Raw genomic sequence first — 21,607 nt, 5'->3', positions numbered from 1 at the left:
ACAAAAACTAAAAACTACTTATCTTTTAATAGATAAGTAGTTTTAGTTTTATTTAGTATACCAATCGTAATGGAAGATTCCTTCTTTATCTTTACGCTCATATGTATGAGCACCAAAATAATCACGTTGCGCTTGGATAATATTTGCAGGTAGGTTTTCACTTCTATATGAATCATAATAACTAATTGCAGATGAGAATGTTGGTACCGGTACACCCGCTTGTACTGCTACCGCTACAACATCACGAACTGATTGTTGGTATTTTTGAGTAATCTCATTGAAATACTCATCTAGTAGCAAGTTTTTAAGGTCAGCTTGACGCTCGTAAGCATCTGTAATTTTTTGTAAGAATTTAGCACGGATAATACATCCTTCACGGAAAATTTTAGCAATTTCACCATATTCTAAATCCCAACCGAATTCTTCTGATGCAATACGTAATTGAGCAAACCCTTGGGCATAACTCATAATTTTACTGAAGTATAACGCTTCACGTACTTTTTCAACGAATTCTTTTTTATCGCCATCAAATGCTTTAACAGCAGGCGCAGGTATAATTTTACTTGCTGCTACACGTTCATCTTTCATGGCTGAAATATAACGAGCAAATACAGACTCTGTAATAAGTGGTAGCGGAACACCTAAGTCTAACGCACTTTGACTTGTCCATTTACCTGTTCCTTTATTTCCAGCAGCATCTAAAATAACATCAACAATCGGTTTTCCTGTTTCGTCATCTTTACGAGTTAAGATATCTGACGTGATTTCAATTAGATAGCTATCTAATTCGCCTTTATTCCACTCTGTAAAGATTTCTGCTAGCTCTTCAACTGATAACCCTAGTAGTTTAGTTAAGATGTCATATGACTCTGCAATTAACTGCATATCACCATATTCAATTCCGTTGTGAGCCATTTTCACATAATGACCTGCACCGTTCGGACCAATGTATGTCACACATGGTTTACCATCTTCAGCTACTGCTGCGATTTGTTCAAAAATAGGCGCAACTAAATCGTAAGCTTCTTTTTGTCCACCTGGCATGATAGCGGGACCTTTAAGCGCACCCTCTTCTCCACCTGATACACCCGTACCAATGAAATTAATCCCAGAGTTAGCTAATTCTTCGTTACGACGAATCGTATCTTGGAAGAACGTATTTCCACCATCAATTAAGATATCACCTTTATCTAAATGTGGTAATAAACTTTGAATTGTTTTATCTGTCGCATCTCCAGCTTTAACCATCAACATAATACGACGTGGTTTTTCTAATGACGCTACAAATTCCTCTACAGTATAGGTAGGAACTAATTTTTTATCTGAATGTTCAGCAATAACCTCTTCAGTTTTTGAAGCTGTACGGTTAAATATTGAAACTGAGTATCCTCTGCTTTCGATATTTAATGCTAAATTTTTACCCATTACGGCCATTCCGACAACACCAATTTGTTGTTTTGACATGTTATATCCTCCTAGTAACTAAAAGTAACACCATTAGAACAAGTGTCTTTTAAGTATTTTTTACTTTATCATGATTATAACTTATTTTAAACAATATTTAAATAAAACACGCTTAATTTATCGCAGTCATTTTTAGACAACAAAAAAATCCCTTAGACTCCATGGTTGTCTAAGGGATTTTAACATTTCAAAAATGTTATTATGCTTCTTTAGTTGCTGATACGTCTTTACCATCGTAATGACCACAAGCTGGACATACGTGGTGGCTACGTTTCATTTCGCCACAGTTTGAGCATGTGCTCATACCAGGTACTGACATTTTGTAATGCGTACGACGCTTAGCTTTTTTAGCTTTTGAAGTTCTTCTAGCAGGTACTGCCATATTAACTACACCTCCTTAAATCATTTAGCAAAAAACAAATGCTTTTCGCTATCTATTCCAATCTTACTCACCATCGGAATCTTTACTATTATCTAATAAAGCTGACAATTTTGCAAGACGAGGATCAATATTTGTGTTATCTTGTTGCAATTGTTGTTCGTAATATGCGTCTTCTGACATTAATTCCCAATCGTTACCTTTAACAGTCGCATCTGTTTCTTGTTCAGATTCAGTTAAAACTTGTAAGGGGATTGATAAAATCAAGTGATCTTCTACTGCTTCAGATAAATCAATTAAGTCTTTTTCAAGAATCATAACGATATCTTCATCAGATAAAAGGTCTTTTTGACTCGCATATTGCTCAGGTGTCATATAAAACTCTACAACATTTAAGTTGCACGGATACGGCACAGGTTCTAACGAACGAGTTGATGCTAATGTCATCACTGTATCAATCGTAAATGTCGCAATATATCCATCATTGCTAACACTGATTGTCCCTGTAACTGTCACAGGTGCTACAGACAAAATCCCAGGTTCACGTTTTGTAATCGTGTCATTGACATCAATTACTTCTGAAAACTCTAACGGACTTTCTTTGTATTTTTTTAATTCTAATAATGACCATTTCATTTTCCATCACCTCTAAGCAACAAAAATTATTATACTAGGCTTTCATATGTTTGTCAATGAGATTTTCTTGACACCCCGTTATAACCTGTTGCATTCTTTCATTTTTAATTAGGATTGATATATGTTACTTACTTGTTCAAACGACGATCTTCTCCGATTAATTCAATTTCTTTAGCTAAATAACGAATACGTTGCATGATTCTCTTAGCTTTCATTGGTTCAACTTCACCTTTTTGACTCACTGTAAAATGTTCATTTTCTAACTCGTTCATACTTAAGTTTGAACTGAAAAAGGTTGGTAATTGTTCTTGCATACGGTATTGTAAGATAACGCCAAGAACATCATCCCTTCCCCAACTTGTCATCGCTTCAGCGCCGATATCATCTAGCATTAGAACAGGTACTTTCTTAACCGCATCAATTTTATCACCAGTACTATTGTCCTTAAATGAACGCTTCATCTCATCTAACAGTGTCGGATAGTGGACTAAGCTTGAATCAATCCCATACTCTGCTAACTCATTCGCTATAATCCCAAGTAAATATGTTTTTCCAACACCAAATGACCCTTGAAGATACATGCCTTGATGAAATTGTTTTGGGTTTTCAATATAAGAGTCAATGAATAATAAAGCTTCTCTTAACGCTTGTTCACGTTCTTGAGTTCTGATATAATTTTCAAGTTTTGCTTCACGTACATCTTTAGATACACCAACAGATTTAACTCGTCTTCGAAGTTTCTCTTCTGCTTTTTTTGCAAGCAACTCTTCAGTTTCTTCATATATTACATCGATTGAATGATAGTTGATAACCAGTTTTGGTTCATAACCTGGAGCTATCATAGTTGGATCATTCAATTTAAATTTACGTTTTTCACGAACAAACTCATAAAGCTTAGCATAACTTTTTGAAATATCTTCATCAGTTAATTTTTCTCTATTTTCAGCAATAAAAGTTTGAACATCACTGTCCTGCATAACTTCACGGACTAACTTATTAAATTCTTCTATTCGATCATTTTTTGCCATAACCTTTACCATTTCATCCCCTACATTTTCCACTATGACTCACCTTCCTTCTTTTTCTCACGAAGTTTTCTAATCTTTTCATTTATAAAATCATCAGACTCTTTAGAAATAGGTTTTTCATCTCTTTCTTTTCCTACCCACTCCGGTACACTTTCTTTACGAACAGATTTATTATTGTAACCTTTTGAACCATAGGAACGCGTTTTCTTCGCTTTAGAAGAACTCACTTCTTTTGCTTTTGTAACCGCATCTTCTGGTTTTTTTATTCCTGCTTGTGCCCAGTCATTTGCTATAGCATTAGCATACTTCTGTGCAAATGTCGCATTATCTTTAACCACCAATACAAAATGTATTAAAACGTTAATGACAGCATCTGGTAGGCCTGTATCTCTTACTAAATTTTCAACAGCCCAACGTTCCTCAATGGCTACAAATCCACCTTTTTGTTTTTTTATAGCTGATAAAAAGACCATTGGTTTGATCGTTTCACTTGATAAAATAACTTGTACTTCACCTTCAGAATACCCTTTTTTTAGAAGTGTGTTACGTCTCTTCGTTTCTTGATCTTCAGAGGTCAACGTATTATCTTCAACAGGTTCTGGTTTAGTTTGCTTCTTACCCACATGATATTTTTTTATAATACTTTGTCTGAACTGCTTAATATTAACTTGGTTCGTCACATAATCAATTTCTGGTTCCAGTATTTTTTTCATCTCTAACTCATCGATACCGTATAAACGATGAACCGTAACTATCATCTCTTTTACTTCAGTCTCTAGATGTGTTTTATCCACATACAAACTGTCTAACAGACTTAAAAAATAAGACCAATCGAATGTCGAATCCGTCACAGTTGGTTTTACTGCATCCTCCGGAGTAAATTTCTCCTTTGTTTCAGACAATAGTTTTTCTTGACTATGTATCCCTTCTTGATTCCACTGATAAACATCAACAAATTTTTTAGTGATTTCTTGATACTCTGAACGGTCTACCTTCGGGATAGCAAAACGTGTTGTTAATTTTTCATAACGTTCTTCGCCAATCTTATCAACTAATAGAAGACTTAAGACTGTATCTTTTAAAAATTCTGCTGCGGTTTGTGGTGGGTATAACTCATAAAGAAATTGACGTCTTGCTCCTTCTTCTTTTACGAATACTCTGAGCAGACCCAGCCCTTCTAACTTAACTCGCGCTTTAAAGACACTCGGTAAATCGATATTTAATTGATTGAATAATTCTGAATGAAATTGCTCGTCACTCTCAAAATCATTCACTGGAATGGCTGTTAAAAAGGCATGATACAAGCCAAATGCTTCTATTCCAATTATTGGTTGATACAAATAACTTAGAACTTGTTCGTCTTCTATCGTTACTGGGCGGTTCAATTTCACCGTAAAACTATCTTGTGGATGGAGTTGTTTCCATGCTGTATTCATTTGTTAACAATCTCCTTCCTTATCTATTTATCTTCTTTATCTAAAATTTCTTGCATCTCTTTTAAGAAAACACTCATGTCTTTAAATTGGCGATAAACACTTGCAAAACGAATATAAGCAATCTCATCTAAATTAACCAATTCTTCCATAACATATTCACCAATAAGTGTTGTTGAAATTTCATTTTCACCCAAACTTCTCACTTTATTTTCAACTTGGTCCACGATTTGCTCCATTTGTTCCATAGAAACTGGACGTTTCTCTGCCGATCGAATTAACCCTCGCAAAATCTTATCTCGATTAAATTCTTCACGTCCGCCATTTTTTTTAATGACGAGCAGGGGTGTCGCCTCTATACGTTCAAATGTAGTGAATCGAAAGCCGCATGATTCACACTCGCGTCGTCGTCTAATTGCTCTTCCTTCGTCAGAAGGTCTACTATCTACTACCCGTGATCCGTTATACTGACACTTTGAACATTGCATGCTATCACCTCAATTATCTTCTCTATTTTTAATTTGCTATTTGTCCTAATTATAGTGTCATTATAGCATGAAAAGGGCTATTGGTATAGCAACTATCCTATCAATACATTCGTCTTATCGTTTAAAAACAGAAAAAAAAAGCCGTATAAAACAGCTTTTTTAGTAATTTTAACCTTTTTTATCTAACCAACCTAAAACTTGCCGTTTCGTTTCTTCTTTTGTCCCACTGTTATCAATAACAAAATCAGCTCTCATTTTTTTTATTTCAATTGATAATTGACTGTTCATTCGCTGCCTAGCCTCTTCTTGAGTTAACGAATTTCTTTCTATTAAGCGTTTAATTTGGATTTCTTCTGATACATAAACAACCATCACTTTTGTCATTAACGTCTCATATCCAGCTTCATATAACAAGGGAATATCAACTATAACCAAGGGTTCATTTCTAAATTTATAATCTTCCATTTCCTTATCAATAGCTTGTCTTATTTCACCATCTAAAACCGCATCAAGTTTTTTTCGTTTCAAAACATCACTAAATACAAGCTGACCTAACTTTTGACGATCCAATTCACCTTGCTGTGTTAAAATGCCTGTACCAAACGCTGCAACAACTTTTTCTAAGCCCAATGTTCCGGGCTCTACGACCTCTCGAGCAACTTTATCAGCATCAATAACTGGATAGCCTTGTTCAGAAAAATAATGACTAACAGTTGATTTACCTGTCGCAATCCCTCCTGTTAAACCTAAAAAAAATGTCATTTATTTGACCCTCCTTAACTTTTGACACCTTGTACAATAATGAGTGCCACGTTGAGCAACTTTAGTCTTTGTAATAGGCTCTCCACATATAGGGCATGGCGTACCTGTTTGACCATAAACATTCAGAGCATGTTGAAACTTTCCAGCCTCACCTAAAGCATTTTTATAAGTTCTTATCGTCGTGCCTCCAGCCTCTACTGCACGTCCTAAAACCGTGATAATAGCTTTATGCAACGCCGCAACTTCTTTGGGTCTCAATGTGTCCGCTGGCTGTTCAGGATGGATAGCAGCCTCAAACAATGCTTCATCAACATAAATATTCCCTAAACCCGTTACTAATTTTTGATCTAACAATAACGGTTTGATTGCTTTACTTGACCGCTTTAACTGTTTTGAGAAAATAGCTAATTCAAAATCTGATTCAATTGGTTCCGGACCTAACTTTTGAATACCTTTGTATGAAGAGGCTTCATCTTTCGGTACTAGTGTCATACGACCAAATTTTCTAACATCTAAATAACGTAATTCTGTATGGTCTGTGAATTTAAATATAACATGCGTATGTTTCTGAACCTCATCATCTGACGAATGAAACTCGTACTTCCCTTCCATTCTTAAATGCGAAATCAACTCGTAATGAGTCAGTCCTAATATCAAAAATTTTCCTCTTCTATTAAAACGCTCAAATACTTCGCCTATCAACTCATTCTTAAATGTTTCAACCTCCGGCGATTCGATAATACGTCCCCAGTTAACAACAACCTCTTTAATTTCTTTTCCCTTTACTAACTGCTCTAATCCTATACGGACAGCTTCGACTTCTGGTAACTCAGGCATACTAGTCCTCCTCTTACTGACAGATAAAAAGGTCAAGAGGATTACTCTCAACCTTTCACCTCATTATTTTGCGTCGTACCATGTTTCTCCGGTACTACTATCTACTTTAAGTGGCACTGATAACGCTACAGCATTTTCCATTACATCTTTAACCAATGCCTCTAGTTTAGGTATCTCACTTTTCGGTGCTTCAAATACGAGCTCATCATGAACTTGTAACAACATTGTCGCTTCCATTTTTTCTTCTTTTAGACGTTTCGCCATTTCAATCATGGCAATCTTTAAGATATCAGCCGCACTTCCTTGAATAGGTGTATTAATAGCCGTTCTTTCAGCGAATGACCTGATATTGAAATTACGGGCATTAATGTCGGGTAGATAACGGCGACGATGCCATAATGTTTCCACATAGCCTTTATCTTTAGCATCCCTTACGATTTCTTCCATGTATGTTTTAATATCAGGATACTTCTCAAAGTAAGTATCAATAAAACGTTGGGCTTCAGCACGGCTAATTCCTAGATTTTGAGATAAACCGTAATCACTGATGCCGTAGACAATTCCAAAGTTTACTGCTTTAGCTTGACGTCTGATGTTTCCTGTCACTTCTTCAGGTGTTTCCACACCAAAAACACGCATGGCCGTACTTGTATGAATATCCTGACCTTCTAAGAAGGCATCTCGCATATGCTCATCTTTTGCAATATCCGCTAAAACGCGCAATTCAATTTGCGAATAATCTGACGAAAAGATTTGCCAGTCAGCACTTCTCGGAACGAAGGCTTGTCTGATTTTACGTCCCTCTTCTAATCGAACGGGAATATTTTGTAAATTAGGGTCTACAGAGCTTAGACGACCTGTTTGTGTCAAGGTTTGAACATAACGTGTATGAATCTTACCATCTGACTGAATAACCTTTAACAACCCTTCAACATAAGTTGATTGAATCTTCGCGACTTGACGATAATCTAAAATATCTGACACGATTGGGGCTTGGTCCTTCAACTGTTCCAATACATCAACAGCTGTTGAATAACCCGTTTTTGTTTTCTTAATAACAGGAAGTTCCATCTTCTCAAACAAGATAACACCTAATTGCTTAGGCGAATTAATATTAAATTCTTCCCCTGCTTGTTCGTAGATGCGCTCTTCGATTTCTTTTAAGCGAATGGCAAATTCTTGTTTCATTTCTTGCAAACGTTGGGCATTCACTGTAATCCCCGTGCTCTCCATTTTACCTAAAACTTTAGACAGCGGAAGTTCCATCTCAAAGAATAAATCAGTTTGTTCTTTATCTTCTAACTTCTCCATCAGGACAGGTTTTAAATACTCCAAGGCGATGATTTTACGCGCTAAATGCTCCGAAATAATTTGATCTTCTGGTATAGCCATTTTCGCACCTTTACCGTAAATTGCTTCATCACTCTCTAGTAAGAAATACTCATGATTGAAGGCAAGTGCTGCTAAATCTTCACTCTTATCATTTGTATCAATCAAATAAGCGCCTAATAAACTATCGAAAGCAATACCTGATAATTCAATATCATATCGTCTTAATAAAACATAGTTTGCTTTGGCATCATAAACATTTTTAGTTTGATTAGTGTCTTCCAACCATTTTTTCATTTTTTCTGAATGTAAAGCTTCATCTTTTAGAGCCACGTAAATAGTATCTTTACTTCCCCAAGCCACGGCTTCTACTTCTGCTGTGTGGTAATTTTTATCTAACGTCTCCACATAAAAACTCATATTAGGTCCAAACATCTCTTCAGAAATATCTTCATATTTTTCTATAAACTGATACTTAACCTCTTCCATGGGTTCGGAATTTTCGCCTAACCCACTCGTATCAAGCTTACTTAATAATTGTTTAAACTCCATTTGGCGGTAGAATGGAATTAGTTTTTCTAGATTTTTTCCTTCATAGGTAAGATTCTCAACGTTTACATCTATTGGTGCTTTAATATCAATCGTTGCAAGTCGCTTACTCATCAACGCTTGTTCTTTATCATTAATCAAGTTTTCTTTCATCTTGCTCGCTTTTAAGTCATCAATATGCTCATATAAGCCTTCAACGGTTCCATATTCATGAAGCAATTTAAGAGCCGTTTTTTCCCCAACACGTGTCACGCCTGGGATATTATCTGAATTATCTCCAGCTAAACCTTTCATATCAATAATTTGAAGAGGCTCAAGACCGTATTTTTCTTTAATGAATTCCGGTGTGTACGTTACAAGTTCGCTAACCCCACGTGATGTTACTTCGACACGAATGTTTTCTTCTGCTAATTGAGTTAAATCTTTATCTCCTGAGATAACCACGACCTCGAACTCATCTGAAGCAACTTGTTTCGCAAGCGTTCCAATAATATCATCTGCTTCGTAGTCCATTAATTCATAATGCTCGATGCCCTGTGCTTCAATCAACTCACGAATGTAAGGCATTTGTTCTTTAAATTCACCAGGTGTTTTAGAACGCCCTGCTTTATAGTCCTCAAAGAAGGCATGACGGAATGTTGTTTTCCCTGCATCAAAGGCAATTAAAACGTGTGTTGGGGTTTCTTTTTCTAAAATACTTTCTAGCATGTTGTTAAAAAACAAAACTGCATTAGTATGTAGACCTGTTTTCGTTTTAAATGACTCATAATTTTGTACAGCATAAAACGCACGAAACGCTATACTATTTCCATCTATCAATAATAATTTATTTTTAGGCATATTAAAGCTCCATTCTCTATTCACTCTTATCTATTTAGTTTAACAAAAATTAGGAGATATTGCGATGTTTTGACCTACTCTTCCCACAAAAAAAGAGCCACCCTTTTTAGGGTAACTCTTTAGGTTTAATCTCTGCTGCCAAAAATTCTTAAGAAGGCAATTAGCAAGTTGATAAAGTCTAAATAAAGTTGCAATGCACAGTTAATCGCAACACCTTTAGCTGCTGACGTATTCCCTACTTGATAGTACATACGTTTAATATTTTGATGATCATACGCTGTTAAACCTGAGAAGACAAGTACTGTTGCGATTGATACAAACATATCTAATGCTGAACTCTTCAAGAAAATATTTATTAAGATAACAATGATAATCCCGATTAAAGCACTTCTCATTGCATGACCCATACCCGATAAATCTTTTTTACTTACCGATCCAACAATAGCCATTGTTATAAACGTTAATGATGCAGCGACGAAAGCTTTAACAACACTTGCGCCTGTATACATTGCTAAGGTGAAACTTAGTGTTACACCGTTAATTACCGCATAGGCGATAAAACCAGCAAAAGCTAATCCTGGATTTTTTACTGATTTCGCACTTAAAAATAAAACTAGTGCTATTTCTACGACCCATAGTAATAAAAGCTTCATCGTTGTATTCCCTACCATCATACCGAATACTTGCTCTGCAAATACATTTAAAACTAAGTATGACGTGACACCACTAATCGCAACACCTACACCTAAGTAGGCATATACGCGAGCAAAAAAGGCTTGCAAGCCAACATTTGTTGACGTTTCTTGATAATTATAATTATTCATTTACATTCTCCTTAAATCTAATTATTTTCTTCTGATTCTTCTGCTAATAGTACTGGTGGTTTAACCATCACTACTGCATCAAGAATACGATTTTCTTCACTATTTGTTGCTTCGACTGAAATCGTTACAACATCTTTCATCTTATCGACTTTAATCACTTCAAACTGGAAAGTCACTGTCTCATAATGACGAACTTCTTCCATGAAGTTAATTGAAAAATTTACGACATGAGAACCTGGACCAGGTAAATGCTTAGATATAGCACTTGTGATAATACCCATTAAAAGTACAGATGGAACTATCGGCTCACCGTATTCTGTTTGTTTCGCATACTCATGTTGAATATAAAGAGGATTAGAATCATTTGTAATACCTAAATATAAAAGGAGTTGGCTATCCTCAATTGTCTCCGTTACACTTAATGATTGTCCTTCTTCAATTTCATCAATTGTCTTGCCAATTTTCTTGGGCTTTATGATCATTTTATCAATGACACCTCCATCTTTAATACTATTAATTGTACCAAATACAAAAAAAAGAGCAAGCGGTTTAACTCAGTCTTAAGTCCGATTTATAAGAAAAAAAAAAGACAGCCGTTTTGTGGCTGTCTTAAGGATTACATAATATTTTTTCGTGTTGTTCCAAGTAATGTTTCGTAAGATCGTTGGAATTTTTGGACATCTCCTGCACCCATGAATACAACAACGGCATCATGGAAATCTAATAATGGAGAAACATTGTCCTCAGAAATGACTGAACCACCTTTGGTAATTTTGTTACCTAAGTCTTCAATCTTCACATCCCCTACTTCTTCACGAGCTGAACCAAAAATATCACATAGATAAATATGATCTGCTAAATCCAACGCTTCACCAAATTCATCTAATAGGGCTACTGTACGTGTGAAAGTATGCGGTTGGAATACAGCAATGACTTCTTTTTCAGGGTATTTTTGACGTGCAGCATCAATAGTCGCACGAATTTCAGCTGGATGGTGTGCATAATCATCTACGATAACCATATCATCCACTTTTTTCTCGCTGAAACGACGTTTTACGCCACCAAATGTTACTAATTCAGTTGCGACTTTAGTCATATCTTGTCCTTCTAAATGCGCAATTGCAATAACACCTAATGCATTGTAGACATTATGCATGCCGAACGCCGGTACAGTGAAACGACCAATCGTCTCACCTTTATAAACCACATCAAATTCTGATCCTGTTGTTGTGCGTTCAATATTTTTAGCTTGAAAATCATCATTATCTTTTGTTCCATAATAATAAATAGGCGCGTCTGTTTTTAATTTTCTTAATTGTTCATCATCACCAAAAGCAACGATACCTTTTTTAACTTGACTACCAAATGTCTGGAACGCATCAAAAACATCATCGATACTCTTATAGTAATCTGGGTGATCAAAATCTACATTTGTAATGATTGCATAGTCTGGAGAATATGCAAGGAAGTGACGACGGTATTCACACGCCTCAAATGCAAAATATTTAGCATCCATTACACCGTGTCCAGTTCCATCACCAATCAAGTAACTTGTAGGTTGGATACCACTAAAAACATGTGCTAACATCCCAGTTGTACTTGTTTTTCCGTGTGATCCCGTCACTGCAATACTAGTAAAGTTTTTGATAAAGTCTCCTAAGAAACGGTGATAACGGACCACTTGAAGGCCTTTTTTCAAAGCTTCTTGTATTTCACGGTGATTGTCTTCAAAAGCATTACCTGCGATTATAATCATATTTTGTTTAATATTATGTTCATCGAAAGGAAGAATTGAAACACCTGCTTTTTCTAACTCACGTTGTGTGAAACAGTATTTTTCAATGTCAGAGCCTTGTACTTGATAACCTTTTTCATGAAGAATTAATGCCAAAGCACTCATACCGGCACCTTTAATTCCAACGAAATGATAGATTGGTTCTTGCGTTTTCATAAAAAGCCTCTTTTCTGGTTTTAAAATTACTTGTAACTCATTTTCTATTAGCATTGTTTATTATCATATATATTCAGAAAGATTTCAATAAAAAACATTCAGTTGATTCTAATATTTAAAATTAAAAATCAAAATACTGTGATTTTTTATTTGACGCTAACTGTTCTTCTATAATACTTCCCAGTCCTCTATCTAAACGAGATGTTTTCGTTTCCTTTTGCTGTTTCTTAGTGATAGCTGGTAAATCAACATCACCTTTTTTACTCAATTTTTTAAATTCTTGACGTGTTAACGGAATTTCTTCCGCTTTTTCGTCATCAGAAACAGGGTCAGAAACAATCGGCACCTCATCAAATATACCTGGAATATCTGATAAAAAATCACTCGTTGTTGAATGCTCAATAGTGACATCATCCGACTCTTTATAAATAGTTGTCGCCTCTAAGTCAAATGACATGTAACTTGAAGTCGGCTTTTTTAAGCGTTCTAAAATTTCTTTTGATTCTATCTTTTCTACACTATCTTTAGGGGTGTGCTTAACTATTTGACTTGGAATCTTACGTGGAACAAAATGATGTCTAGCAACCGGTCTATACTGTTCATCCTCAACATAACTTGGTAGTTTACTACTTTTTCTTTCTAACTTTTCTTCAATAATTTCTGCTTTAAAATTAGGTTTATGGTGGGAATTATCCACTTTTTTCTTTTCTTCAAAACTAACGTGATGATCATTATAAAAAATTGGTTTTTTCATCTCTATGATTGGTTTTTCCATAGGTGGACCCTGATACGAGAAATCAAATTTTTCTGAAGTTTCATTCTGTAACGTCACTAGATCATCATCTCGGTTCGTATCTTCTTTATCAGACACTTCTGTTTCTGTAACAGTTGAACTTTTACTTATACTCTCATCTGTGTTAACATCAAATGACTCTTGATTTTGAAATAGATGACGGGGTTTTTCCTCTGGTAATTTGACAGGTTCTGCATCATCAAATAAAGGGAATCTAAACTTTTCTCTTTTCTCTTCAAATCTATCCATAAATTATCAGTCCTTCTATTATCTATCATCAATAGTGTATCATATTTTTAAAGGTTTCTGAATACTTCTAGTATTTTTAAATGAAATCTTATATTATTAATTAAACGATAGTTAAATAAAAAAACCATAGAGACAAGGATGAGTTCATGTATAAACTTTTAGTAACTGACGTCGATGAAACACTTATTACATCAGAAGGTAAAATATCAGATAAAAACATAGAATATTTGAACACTTTGAGTGAGTTTGGAATCAAGATCATAATTGCTTCTGGTAGACGCTTTGAAGATTTTCAAACTATCTTAAAAACACTCCATTTAGCCGATAAGGAAAACTATTACTCTATCTCCTTCAACGGAGGCGTTACCACTGAAAATAAAAATAATCGCATTATTAGACAAACAAATTTAGAGCAATCTCATGTCACTCAACTTTTTGAACTAGGGCGTGACTTAGATGTATTAATCCATGTCTTTAGTCTCTCGCACATTTATACTTACCGCATGAATCAAAGTGAGCACGATTTTTTAGATGATCCAGATAAATTAACCCTTATAGATAATTTAAACATCACTCCTTTTACTGAGGATGTTATTTTAAAAATAAACTTCCAAAGTGATGATATGTCAAAACTCCAAGCCATTGAAGCTTCTCTACCTAAAGAGTTAAAACAACAACTCGATATCAACTACTCATCTGGTCGTTACTTAGAATTCAACCCATTAGGTGTTAATAAAGGGCGTGCGCTAAAAGAACTAAGCGGTGAACTTGGAATTAAGCCGGAAGAAATTATCGCAATTGGAGATAATATGAATGACCGTACAATGATTGATTTTGCAGGTACCGGTGTTGCTGTTGCAAATGCCGTCCCTGAGTTAAAAGAAAAAGCCGATTACATTTGTATAAACGACCACAATAATAGTGCTGTAGCGGAAGCTATTGAGCATTTTATTCTAAAAAAAGCTAGAACGGCCTAAACGCCATTCTAGCTTTTTAATTTTTTATCCAGTCCAATACGAGGTAGCCCTCCACTCAACATCAAATCACCTATGTACTGATAGCCACTTTTAGCTAAAAGATGTCGCATCCCTAAATTATCTTTATGTGTATCGACACGCATAATCATTCGTCCTTTTTCTAGTGCCATCTGCTCAGCATAAGCTACAAGCTCATAAGAAAGGCCCTTAGCGGGATAATTCTTATTCACAGCTAATCGGTGTATAACACCATAGTCTCCCTCATAACGCCAAGCTCCACCCTCTACAGTTAAATAATCATCTTCTTCTATCAACGTCATGACAATGACACCATAAATATCATTCTTATCACAAGCCACATAACATTGCTTCTTACTGATATCATCACTAATAACGTCTTCATTCGGATAACCATCTTGCCACTGGTCAATTCCTAACTCTTTAAAATAAGCAGTGCCTTGGTCAAAAATCTGTTGGATTTTTTGACTATCTTTGCATGTTGCCAATCTAAATTCCATACCTGTCTCCCTTCCTTTAGAAAAAAATTCTGTCAGTCTTTCGGCTGACAGAATTCTTACTTTGATTATTTAGTTAAATAAGTTGTTACTTCAGCTAGAGCGTCTTTAATGCCTGCTGGGTTTTTACCACCCGCTTGAGCCATATCTGGACGTCCGCCACCGCCACCACCTACAAGTGGCGCAATTGCTTTAATTAAGTCTCCAGCTTTGAAGCCTTTTTCATTAGCCGCTTTAGACATAGCAACTAATAAGTTAGCTTTCTCACCTTGAGCTGTTCCTAAAACTAAAACATCAGATAATTCTTTTTGTTTCCATTGGTCGGCTAATTGACGCAATTGGTTCATATCTTTCACTGTTACTTCAGCTGTGATATACGTTAATCCATTTGCTTCTTTCACTTCTTTGAAAACATCTCCCGCTTGTTGGCTTGCTAATTTCGCACTTAAGCTATCATTTTCTTTTTGTAATTCTTTTAATTGTTTTTGTAGCTGCTCTACTTTATTTGGTACTTCTTTTAATTGAGGAGCTTTAACTAAGCCTGCAATTTGTTTTAAGAAGCCTTCTTCTTCGCATAACACATCGTAAGCCTCTTTACTTGTAACAGCTTCAATACGACGAACACCTGCTCCGATACCTGATTCAGATAAAATCTTGAATACGCCGATATCAGATGTATTTGTTACATGAGTTCCCCCACATAATTCAATTGAGTAGCCGCCAATGTTTACAACACGGACTTCTTTACCGTATTTTTCACCGAATAATGCCATAGCACCCATTTCTTTTGCCGTTTCAACATCCGTTTCAACTGTTTCAACTACTAACGCTTCCCAAATTTTTTCATTTACAATTTGTTCCATTTGAGCTAACTCTTCTGCGGTAACTTGACCAAAGTGAGTAAAGTCAAAACGTAAATGTTCTGGTGTTACAAGTGATCCTGCTTGGTTAGCATGATCGCCTAACACATCTTTAAGTGCACGATGTAATAAGTGAGTCGCTGTATGGTTTTTAAGAACTTTAATACGACGGTTACGGTCTACTTTCAACACATAAGTTTGACCTTTTTTAAGTTCAGCTGTTACTTCAACTTTATGAAGAGCTTGACCATTTGGTGCTTTTTGAACGTCTGATACAGTCGCTACAATGCTACCATCTTCAGTTGTAATCATACCTGTGTCGTAAGTTTGTCCACCCATCTCTGCATAGAATGGTGTGTCATTGAAGATTAATTGAGCTTCGCCTGTCGCTACTGACTCTACTACCGCATCATTTGCAATGATAACTGATAATGTACCGGTCGCCTCAGTTTTATCATACCCGATGAATGTACTTTCTTCTTTAATATCTGTTAATAATGCTGATTGAACATTCATAGATTGATCCGTATTACGAGCTGAACGCGCACGTTCACGTTGTGCTTCCATCTCTTTTTCAAAACCAGCGTGATCGACTGTAAGTCCTGCTTCTTCTGCAATTTCTTCTGTTAATTCAACAGGGAAACCGAATGTATCATAAAGTTTGAAAATATCTTTACCAGCAAGTTCTGACTTATTGTCAGCTTTTAATTTCTCAATTAAGTCTGTTAAAATTTGTAAACCATCATTGATTGTTTCGTGGAAACGTTCTTCTTCAGTTTTGATAACTTTTTGAATGAAGTCCATTTTTTCTGTTACTTCTGGGTAATATGATGACATAATATCCGCTACTACTGGTACTAATTGGTACATAAACGGTTTGTGGATACCTAATTTTTTACCATGCATTACAGAACGACGTAATAAACGACGTAACACGTAACCGCGACCTTCATTTGATGGTAAAGCGCCGTCACCAATAGCAAAAGCTACAGCACGTGTGTGGTCAGCGATTACTTTAAATGATGTATCAATTGCACCATCTTTACCATATTTTTGACCATCACTTAATTTAGCTGTCGCTTCAATGATCGGAACAAATAAATCTGTTTCAAAGTTAGTTGGGGCATCTTGAATAATTGAAAGCATACGCTCAAGGCCCATACCCGTATCAATATTTTTGTTAGGTAGTGGTTCATATGTGTCTTCTAATGTATGGTTGAATTCTGAGAATACTAAGTTCCAAATTTCTAAGTAACGTTCATTTTCGCCACCAGGGTAGTTTTCTGGATCGTCTTCAGCAACATCATTAAACTCTTCTCCACGGTCATAGAAAATTTCTGAGTTAGGACCACATGGACCAGCACCGATATCCCAGAAGTTATCTTTTACATCTACAACACGATCAGTTGATAAGCCTACTTCTTCTTCCCAAATACGACGTGCTTCTTTATCTTCTGGATAGACTGTCACGTATAATTTTTCAACGTCAAATCCAATCCATTTTTCGTCTGTTAAGAATTCCCATGCCCAGTGGATTGCTTCTTTCTTTTGGTAATCCCCAATTGAGAAATTTCCTAACATTTCAAACATGGTATGGTGACGTGCTGTACGTCCAACATTTTCAATATCATTTGTACGGATACTCTTTTGAGCATTTACAATTCTTGGATTTTCAGGGACAACTGACCCATCAAAATATTTTTTAAGTGTCGCAACACCTGAGTTAATCCATAATAAAGTAGGATCATTAACTGGAACTAGTGACGCGCTTGGCTCTACTGTATGTCCTTTAGTTTTGAAGAAGTCTAAATACATTTGACGAACTTGACTACTTGATAATTTTTTCATTGTTTTCTTCCTTCCTTGTATAAAAGCATTTTAAATAACAAAAAAACACCATGCAAAACAAGGACGACTGCTGCGCGGTACCACCTTGTTTGCAATGATGTTTGACTTTCATTACCTCTTAAGCCCGATAACGCAGGGATGCGTGACAATTTCTTGCCAATCTATCAAAGGGAGCATCTTAAAAGTGTTTTGACTTTTCTCTCAGCAATTTCAAAAAGTTCTCTGAACAAAACGTACTCAAAAATATATCCTTTTCCTTTAAAAATTATAAGCAATAAATCTTAAAAAGTCAATTTTAACTTACCACTTTAATACGATTTACCTTGATTAAGGTTGCAATAAGATACACTTACGGTAAGCAATCTCTTCTGGCTTCAAGACAGACTGCGGCGTTATATTATGAGGAACTCTATAACTGGCACTCTCCCATTCACTTGCTGTTACAATTTGTTTCTGAATTTCCACTTGATCTGTAAGAAGCGGAACATCATCAGGGACTAACTGGATAGACAAATCCGGTAGTAGTCCTTCATTATCGAGTACCATTACATTTTGAGCTGAGTTACTCATTCCTGGAAGTCCGATAGTCGGCATAAATAAATATTCAAAATTATCCTCAGGTAACAATTGTATGTTATACCCACATAGATCCATTAATAACTCACTATACGTTAACTCTTTAATTCTATAGATAGCATAGTGGTCAGGGTTAGCATTATTTTGCTTAGCTAGTAATTCTTCGTTTAACCGTATAACTTTTGGATACTCCCATGTTAGGGCTTCTTCAATACTTTGAGGCTGAACCAAATTTTCTTCGACATGAGAACAAATACTATCAGAATTGAGATTCTTTCCACTGTACTTTCCTGTCACCGTATTATAACTTCCGTCTAACTTAGCGCCTGGTCTATCACTTTCACAACATACTAGCATCGGTACAATATCCGTCAATCGTCTTGGACTAAACTGCGACTCGCTTCTATAATCCTTTATCTCAATAAGTGTTTCCGGTTCACTACTACGTTCTCTTAATTTTCCAAGCGAGACACCTCTTTGTCCTGGAACAAAAATAAAATCTTGCTTATCTAATCGAATAACCAATGTCCTTAACTGTCTATTTGGTAATAATACATTAGACACTCGAACTGATTCTACTGTTACACTTGGTGCTGTAAACGCTGAAATCACATCATCATACAGGGATAGCATCTGCTCATTTGATAACATTAGCCAATTCTCTTGTTGTAGATAATCGTAGTAGTTCATCTTCATAACACTCCTTATTTGATATAGTCTGCTAAAAATCCTGACACCATTTCTTGATATTTCTTAGCGTCTTGTGTAAAGGCTTCTGCGTGCTTTGCACCTTCAACAATGACTAATTCTTTTGGTCCTTTTGTTGCTTCATATAATGGATAAACCATTTTTGTCGGCACAAAATCATCTTTATCTCCGTGAATAAATAACATTGGTAATTTATTTTTCTCGAGTTGCTTCACAGCACTAGCTTCCTTGAAATCATATCCTGCACGTAATTTTGAATACTGTGACGTAATTGGAATTAAAGGAAACGATGGCAGATTAAACATTTCACCTAGTTGATGTTTTAATTCGTTTTCTACTGTATCATACCCACAATCTTCGATAATCGCTTTAACATTGTCAGGTAATTTTTCTCCCGAAACCATCATGACTGTTGACGCTCCCATGCTGATACCATATAACGCAATATCAACATCGTTATCATAAGCATCTGTCATTTGCTTAATCCAATTTAAATAATCTAAACGGTCAGGCCAACCAAATCCAATATACTCACCTTCACTGTTACCATGAGCACGAGCATCTGGAACTAAGACATCATATCCCATCTCATAAAACATTTTAGCATAATCTTTCATATGCATGCCATCACTTGTGTAACCATGTGCTACAATCGCTAACTTAGCTGTCCCTTCTTGCTTCTGTTTAAAATGAGTCGCTTTTAATGTCAGACCCTCTTTCGTTTTTTGGGTAAGCGTTACTGGTTTTTCATCAGCAAATTCCCAAGAATCATAACCTTTAGATTTACCACCACTAGCAGCTTCTGCACTGATAAAATCCTTATCTCCTCTAACAATAGCATAATTAAATAAATAATTTACACCCCAACCTAAACCACCTAAAATAAGCACAACAACTGTTACAATACTAATCATTATTTTAACCTTCATATAGTCAACCTCATTCTTTTTATTATTAACCCTACCTATTATAGCAATAAATTTTGAAAATCAAACTATTACGATTTGAATTCTACGTCTAAAAAAACGATTATATTACACTTAAAACAGGAATAAGTCCAATAACTTTATTCTTTCTTACAAAATAAAAACAATTAAATTTAATTCATCTACTTGAATCTTAAGAAAAAAAGTTGTTTTATGCTAGGCATAAAACAACTTTTAATTTATTTACGTTTTGTTTTTTTTGATTTCTTCATTGCACGAGCTTGAGCACGACGTTCAATCTTACGTGTCTTTTGCTCTTTCTCAGCAATAACCCAACCAATTTTTTTCTTGTATGCTGGCTTGATTTTCTTTTTCTTTTTCTTAACTAAACCAATCATTTCAATATCTAGTTCTTTTTTAGTACGATCACGTTTCGTACGACGGTTACGATCATAACCATCTACCACTTCTTTACCTTTAATTTCTTTAGGTGTGAAATGAATGCCTAATTTTTCTAAATCATTGATCGCTCGCTCATCACTTGGGTCATAGAGCGTAATCGCAGTTCCTTGCATACCATTACGTCCAGTACGACCAACACGGTGTATAAAGAAATCTAAATCATTTGGAATTTCAGCATTGATAACATGAGAAACACCTTCAATATCAATCCCACGAGCAGCTAAATCTGTAGCAACAACATATTGGAATTCAAGATTCTGAACTTGTTTCATGACACGTTTACGCTCACGAGGTAAAATATCACCATGAATTTTTGCTACTTTCAGGCCTTGAGCTTTTAAGTAATTTGCAATATCATCAACATTTTGTTTTGTATTAGCAAATACAATAGCAAGGTACGGTTGACCAACAGTTAAAATTTGGTGAACCAATTGATTTGTATTTTTACCTTTAGTTGAAATCAACCAGTTATCGATTGAATCAGAAATAATTGATTTAGGTTTGATATGCTCAATAACAGGATTTTCCATGTATTTTTTAAGGAAAGGCTTCAAGTTAGTTGGAATAGTTGCTGAGAAAACTAACATTTGTAAGTTTCCAGGCAAACTTGATGCTATCTTATCAACATCTTCTAAGAATCCTAAATCAAGGGTCATATCCGCTTCATCGACAACAAATGCTGTAGCAGTATGCGTACCTAACGCTTTTTCATTCATCAAATCAAGCACACGACCTGGTGTTCCAATTGCAATATGCGGTTGTTGCTTTTGTAATTTAGCGATTTGACGTTTTTTATCAGTTCCTCCAACATAGCGACCGACACGAATTTCTTCTTCACTATGTTCTGCTAATTGAACAGCTGCCTCATAAATTTGATTAGCTAGCTCACGACTTGGTGCGGTTACAAGTACTTGGACCTCATCTTTAGATGGATCAATCTTATCCATTAATGGCAATAAGAATGTGTGTGTTTTTCCTGAACCTGTCTGTGATTGGCCTACAACGCTACGGCCTTTCTTAATAACAGGTATTAATGTTTCTTGGACTTCAGTGGGTGTAACAAACCCTTTATCCTTTAAAGCTTCTTCTAAATAAGCTTTTAAATTAAATTGTTTAAATGTTCCCAAAATGGTCACCTCTTCCTCTTCTCTAAAATATCTGCACTGTAGCATT

General features: G+C 35.6%; 19 protein-coding genes. 1 reads left to right on the top strand and 18 read right to left on the bottom strand.

The genetic code is table 11. The features are described from left to right. Positions 1-48: 48 nt before the first annotated feature. From gnd to OL233_RS00795, 13 genes are all read right to left on the bottom strand, one after another. Positions 49-1,464, bottom strand: coding sequence for an NADP-dependent phosphogluconate dehydrogenase (gene gnd, locus OL233_RS00855; RefSeq protein ID WP_275470483.1), 1,416 nt, complete (start codon positions 1,462-1,464; stop codon positions 49-51). Positions 1,465-1,663: 199 nt separating this feature from the next. After that, positions 1,664-1,846 carry a 50S ribosomal protein L32 gene (rpmF, locus tag OL233_RS00850; protein ID WP_126830950.1) on the bottom strand — a complete coding sequence of 61 codons (183 nt, stop codon included), beginning with the start codon at positions 1,844-1,846 and terminating at the stop codon, positions 1,664-1,666. A gap of 63 nt (positions 1,847-1,909) precedes the next feature. Further along, positions 1,910-2,479, bottom strand: a complete 570-nt coding sequence (locus tag OL233_RS00845) for a YceD family protein (protein WP_275470482.1) — start codon at positions 2,477-2,479, stop codon at positions 1,910-1,912. 128 nt (positions 2,480-2,607) lie between these two features. After that, positions 2,608-3,540 carry a primosomal protein DnaI gene (gene dnaI, locus OL233_RS00840; protein ID WP_275470481.1) on the bottom strand — a complete coding sequence of 311 codons (933 nt, stop codon included), beginning with the start codon at positions 3,538-3,540 and terminating at the stop codon, positions 2,608-2,610. Then, positions 3,540-4,943 (bottom strand): replication initiation and membrane attachment family protein, encoded by a 1,404-nt coding sequence (locus OL233_RS00835; RefSeq protein WP_275470480.1) that lies wholly within the window; start codon positions 4,941-4,943, stop codon positions 3,540-3,542. The genes dnaI and OL233_RS00835 overlap by 1 nt, the downstream gene beginning before the upstream one ends. Positions 4,944-4,966: 23 nt before the next feature. Beyond that, positions 4,967-5,428 carry a transcriptional regulator NrdR gene (gene nrdR / locus OL233_RS00830; RefSeq protein ID WP_275470479.1) on the bottom strand — a complete coding sequence of 154 codons (462 nt, stop codon included), beginning with the start codon at positions 5,426-5,428 and terminating at the stop codon, positions 4,967-4,969. Positions 5,429-5,596: 168 nt separating this feature from the next. Beyond that, positions 5,597-6,190: a dephospho-CoA kinase gene (gene coaE, locus OL233_RS00825; protein WP_275470478.1), complete on the bottom strand. Its 594-nt coding sequence runs from the start codon at positions 6,188-6,190 to the stop codon at positions 5,597-5,599. Then, a complete protein-coding gene (mutM, locus tag OL233_RS00820; RefSeq protein ID WP_275470477.1) occupies positions 6,191-7,027 on the bottom strand; it encodes a DNA-formamidopyrimidine glycosylase in 837 nt (278 codons plus the stop codon). 63 nt (positions 7,028-7,090) lie between these two features. Continuing rightward, positions 7,091-9,745 carry a DNA polymerase I gene (gene polA / locus OL233_RS00815; RefSeq protein WP_275470476.1) on the bottom strand — a complete coding sequence of 885 codons (2,655 nt, stop codon included), beginning with the start codon at positions 9,743-9,745 and terminating at the stop codon, positions 7,091-7,093. Between the two features lie 125 nt (positions 9,746-9,870). Then, complete coding sequence (locus OL233_RS00810; protein WP_275470475.1) at positions 9,871-10,569, bottom strand: Bax inhibitor-1/YccA family protein; 699 nt, start codon at positions 10,567-10,569, stop codon at positions 9,871-9,873. 17 nt (positions 10,570-10,586) lie between these two features. Further along, on the bottom strand, positions 10,587-11,051 hold the full coding sequence (locus OL233_RS00805) for a MaoC/PaaZ C-terminal domain-containing protein (protein ID WP_275470474.1): 465 nt from the start codon (positions 11,049-11,051) through the stop codon (positions 10,587-10,589). A gap of 134 nt (positions 11,052-11,185) precedes the next feature. Next, a complete protein-coding gene (murC, locus tag OL233_RS00800) occupies positions 11,186-12,520 on the bottom strand; it encodes a UDP-N-acetylmuramate--L-alanine ligase (RefSeq protein ID WP_275470473.1) in 1,335 nt (444 codons plus the stop codon). A gap of 121 nt (positions 12,521-12,641) precedes the next feature. After that, positions 12,642-13,562, bottom strand: a complete 921-nt coding sequence (locus tag OL233_RS00795) for a hypothetical protein (RefSeq protein WP_275470472.1) — start codon at positions 13,560-13,562, stop codon at positions 12,642-12,644. A 146-nt stretch (positions 13,563-13,708) separates the two neighbouring features. On the opposite strand from OL233_RS00795, the gene OL233_RS00790 reads away from it, so the two are divergent. Beyond that, on the top strand, positions 13,709-14,539 hold the full coding sequence (locus OL233_RS00790) for a Cof-type HAD-IIB family hydrolase (RefSeq protein WP_275470471.1): 831 nt from the start codon (positions 13,709-13,711) through the stop codon (positions 14,537-14,539). An 8-nt stretch (positions 14,540-14,547) separates the two neighbouring features. Here the strand turns inward: OL233_RS00790 and OL233_RS00785 are convergent, their stop codons facing one another. The 5 genes from OL233_RS00785 to OL233_RS00765 all read right to left on the bottom strand — a co-directional run bounded on the left by OL233_RS00785 (position 14,548) and on the right by OL233_RS00765 (position 21,561). Further along, positions 14,548-15,057, bottom strand: coding sequence for a GNAT family N-acetyltransferase (locus OL233_RS00785; protein ID WP_275470470.1), 510 nt, complete (start codon positions 15,055-15,057; stop codon positions 14,548-14,550). Between the two features lie 65 nt (positions 15,058-15,122). After that, positions 15,123-17,762 (bottom strand): alanine--tRNA ligase, encoded by a 2,640-nt coding sequence (gene alaS, locus OL233_RS00780; RefSeq protein ID WP_275470469.1) that lies wholly within the window; start codon positions 17,760-17,762, stop codon positions 15,123-15,125. 327 nt (positions 17,763-18,089) lie between these two features. Next, positions 18,090-19,028, bottom strand: coding sequence for a DUF7278 family profilin-like fold-containing protein (locus OL233_RS00775; protein WP_275470468.1), 939 nt, complete (start codon positions 19,026-19,028; stop codon positions 18,090-18,092). Positions 19,029-19,042: 14 nt separating this feature from the next. After that, complete coding sequence (locus OL233_RS00770; protein ID WP_275470467.1) at positions 19,043-19,975, bottom strand: alpha/beta hydrolase; 933 nt, start codon at positions 19,973-19,975, stop codon at positions 19,043-19,045. A gap of 236 nt (positions 19,976-20,211) precedes the next feature. Beyond that, complete coding sequence (locus tag OL233_RS00765) at positions 20,212-21,561, bottom strand: DEAD/DEAH box helicase (protein WP_275470466.1); 1,350 nt, start codon at positions 21,559-21,561, stop codon at positions 20,212-20,214. Positions 21,562-21,607 lie beyond the last annotated feature (46 nt).

Source organism: Vagococcus proximus (genome assembly GCF_029143285.1).
GTDB lineage: Bacteria > Bacillota > Bacilli > Lactobacillales > Vagococcaceae > Vagococcus_D > Vagococcus_D proximus.
The sequence above is the reverse complement of the archived record's forward strand: the minus strand, read 5'-3'. Positions and strand labels throughout refer to the sequence as shown.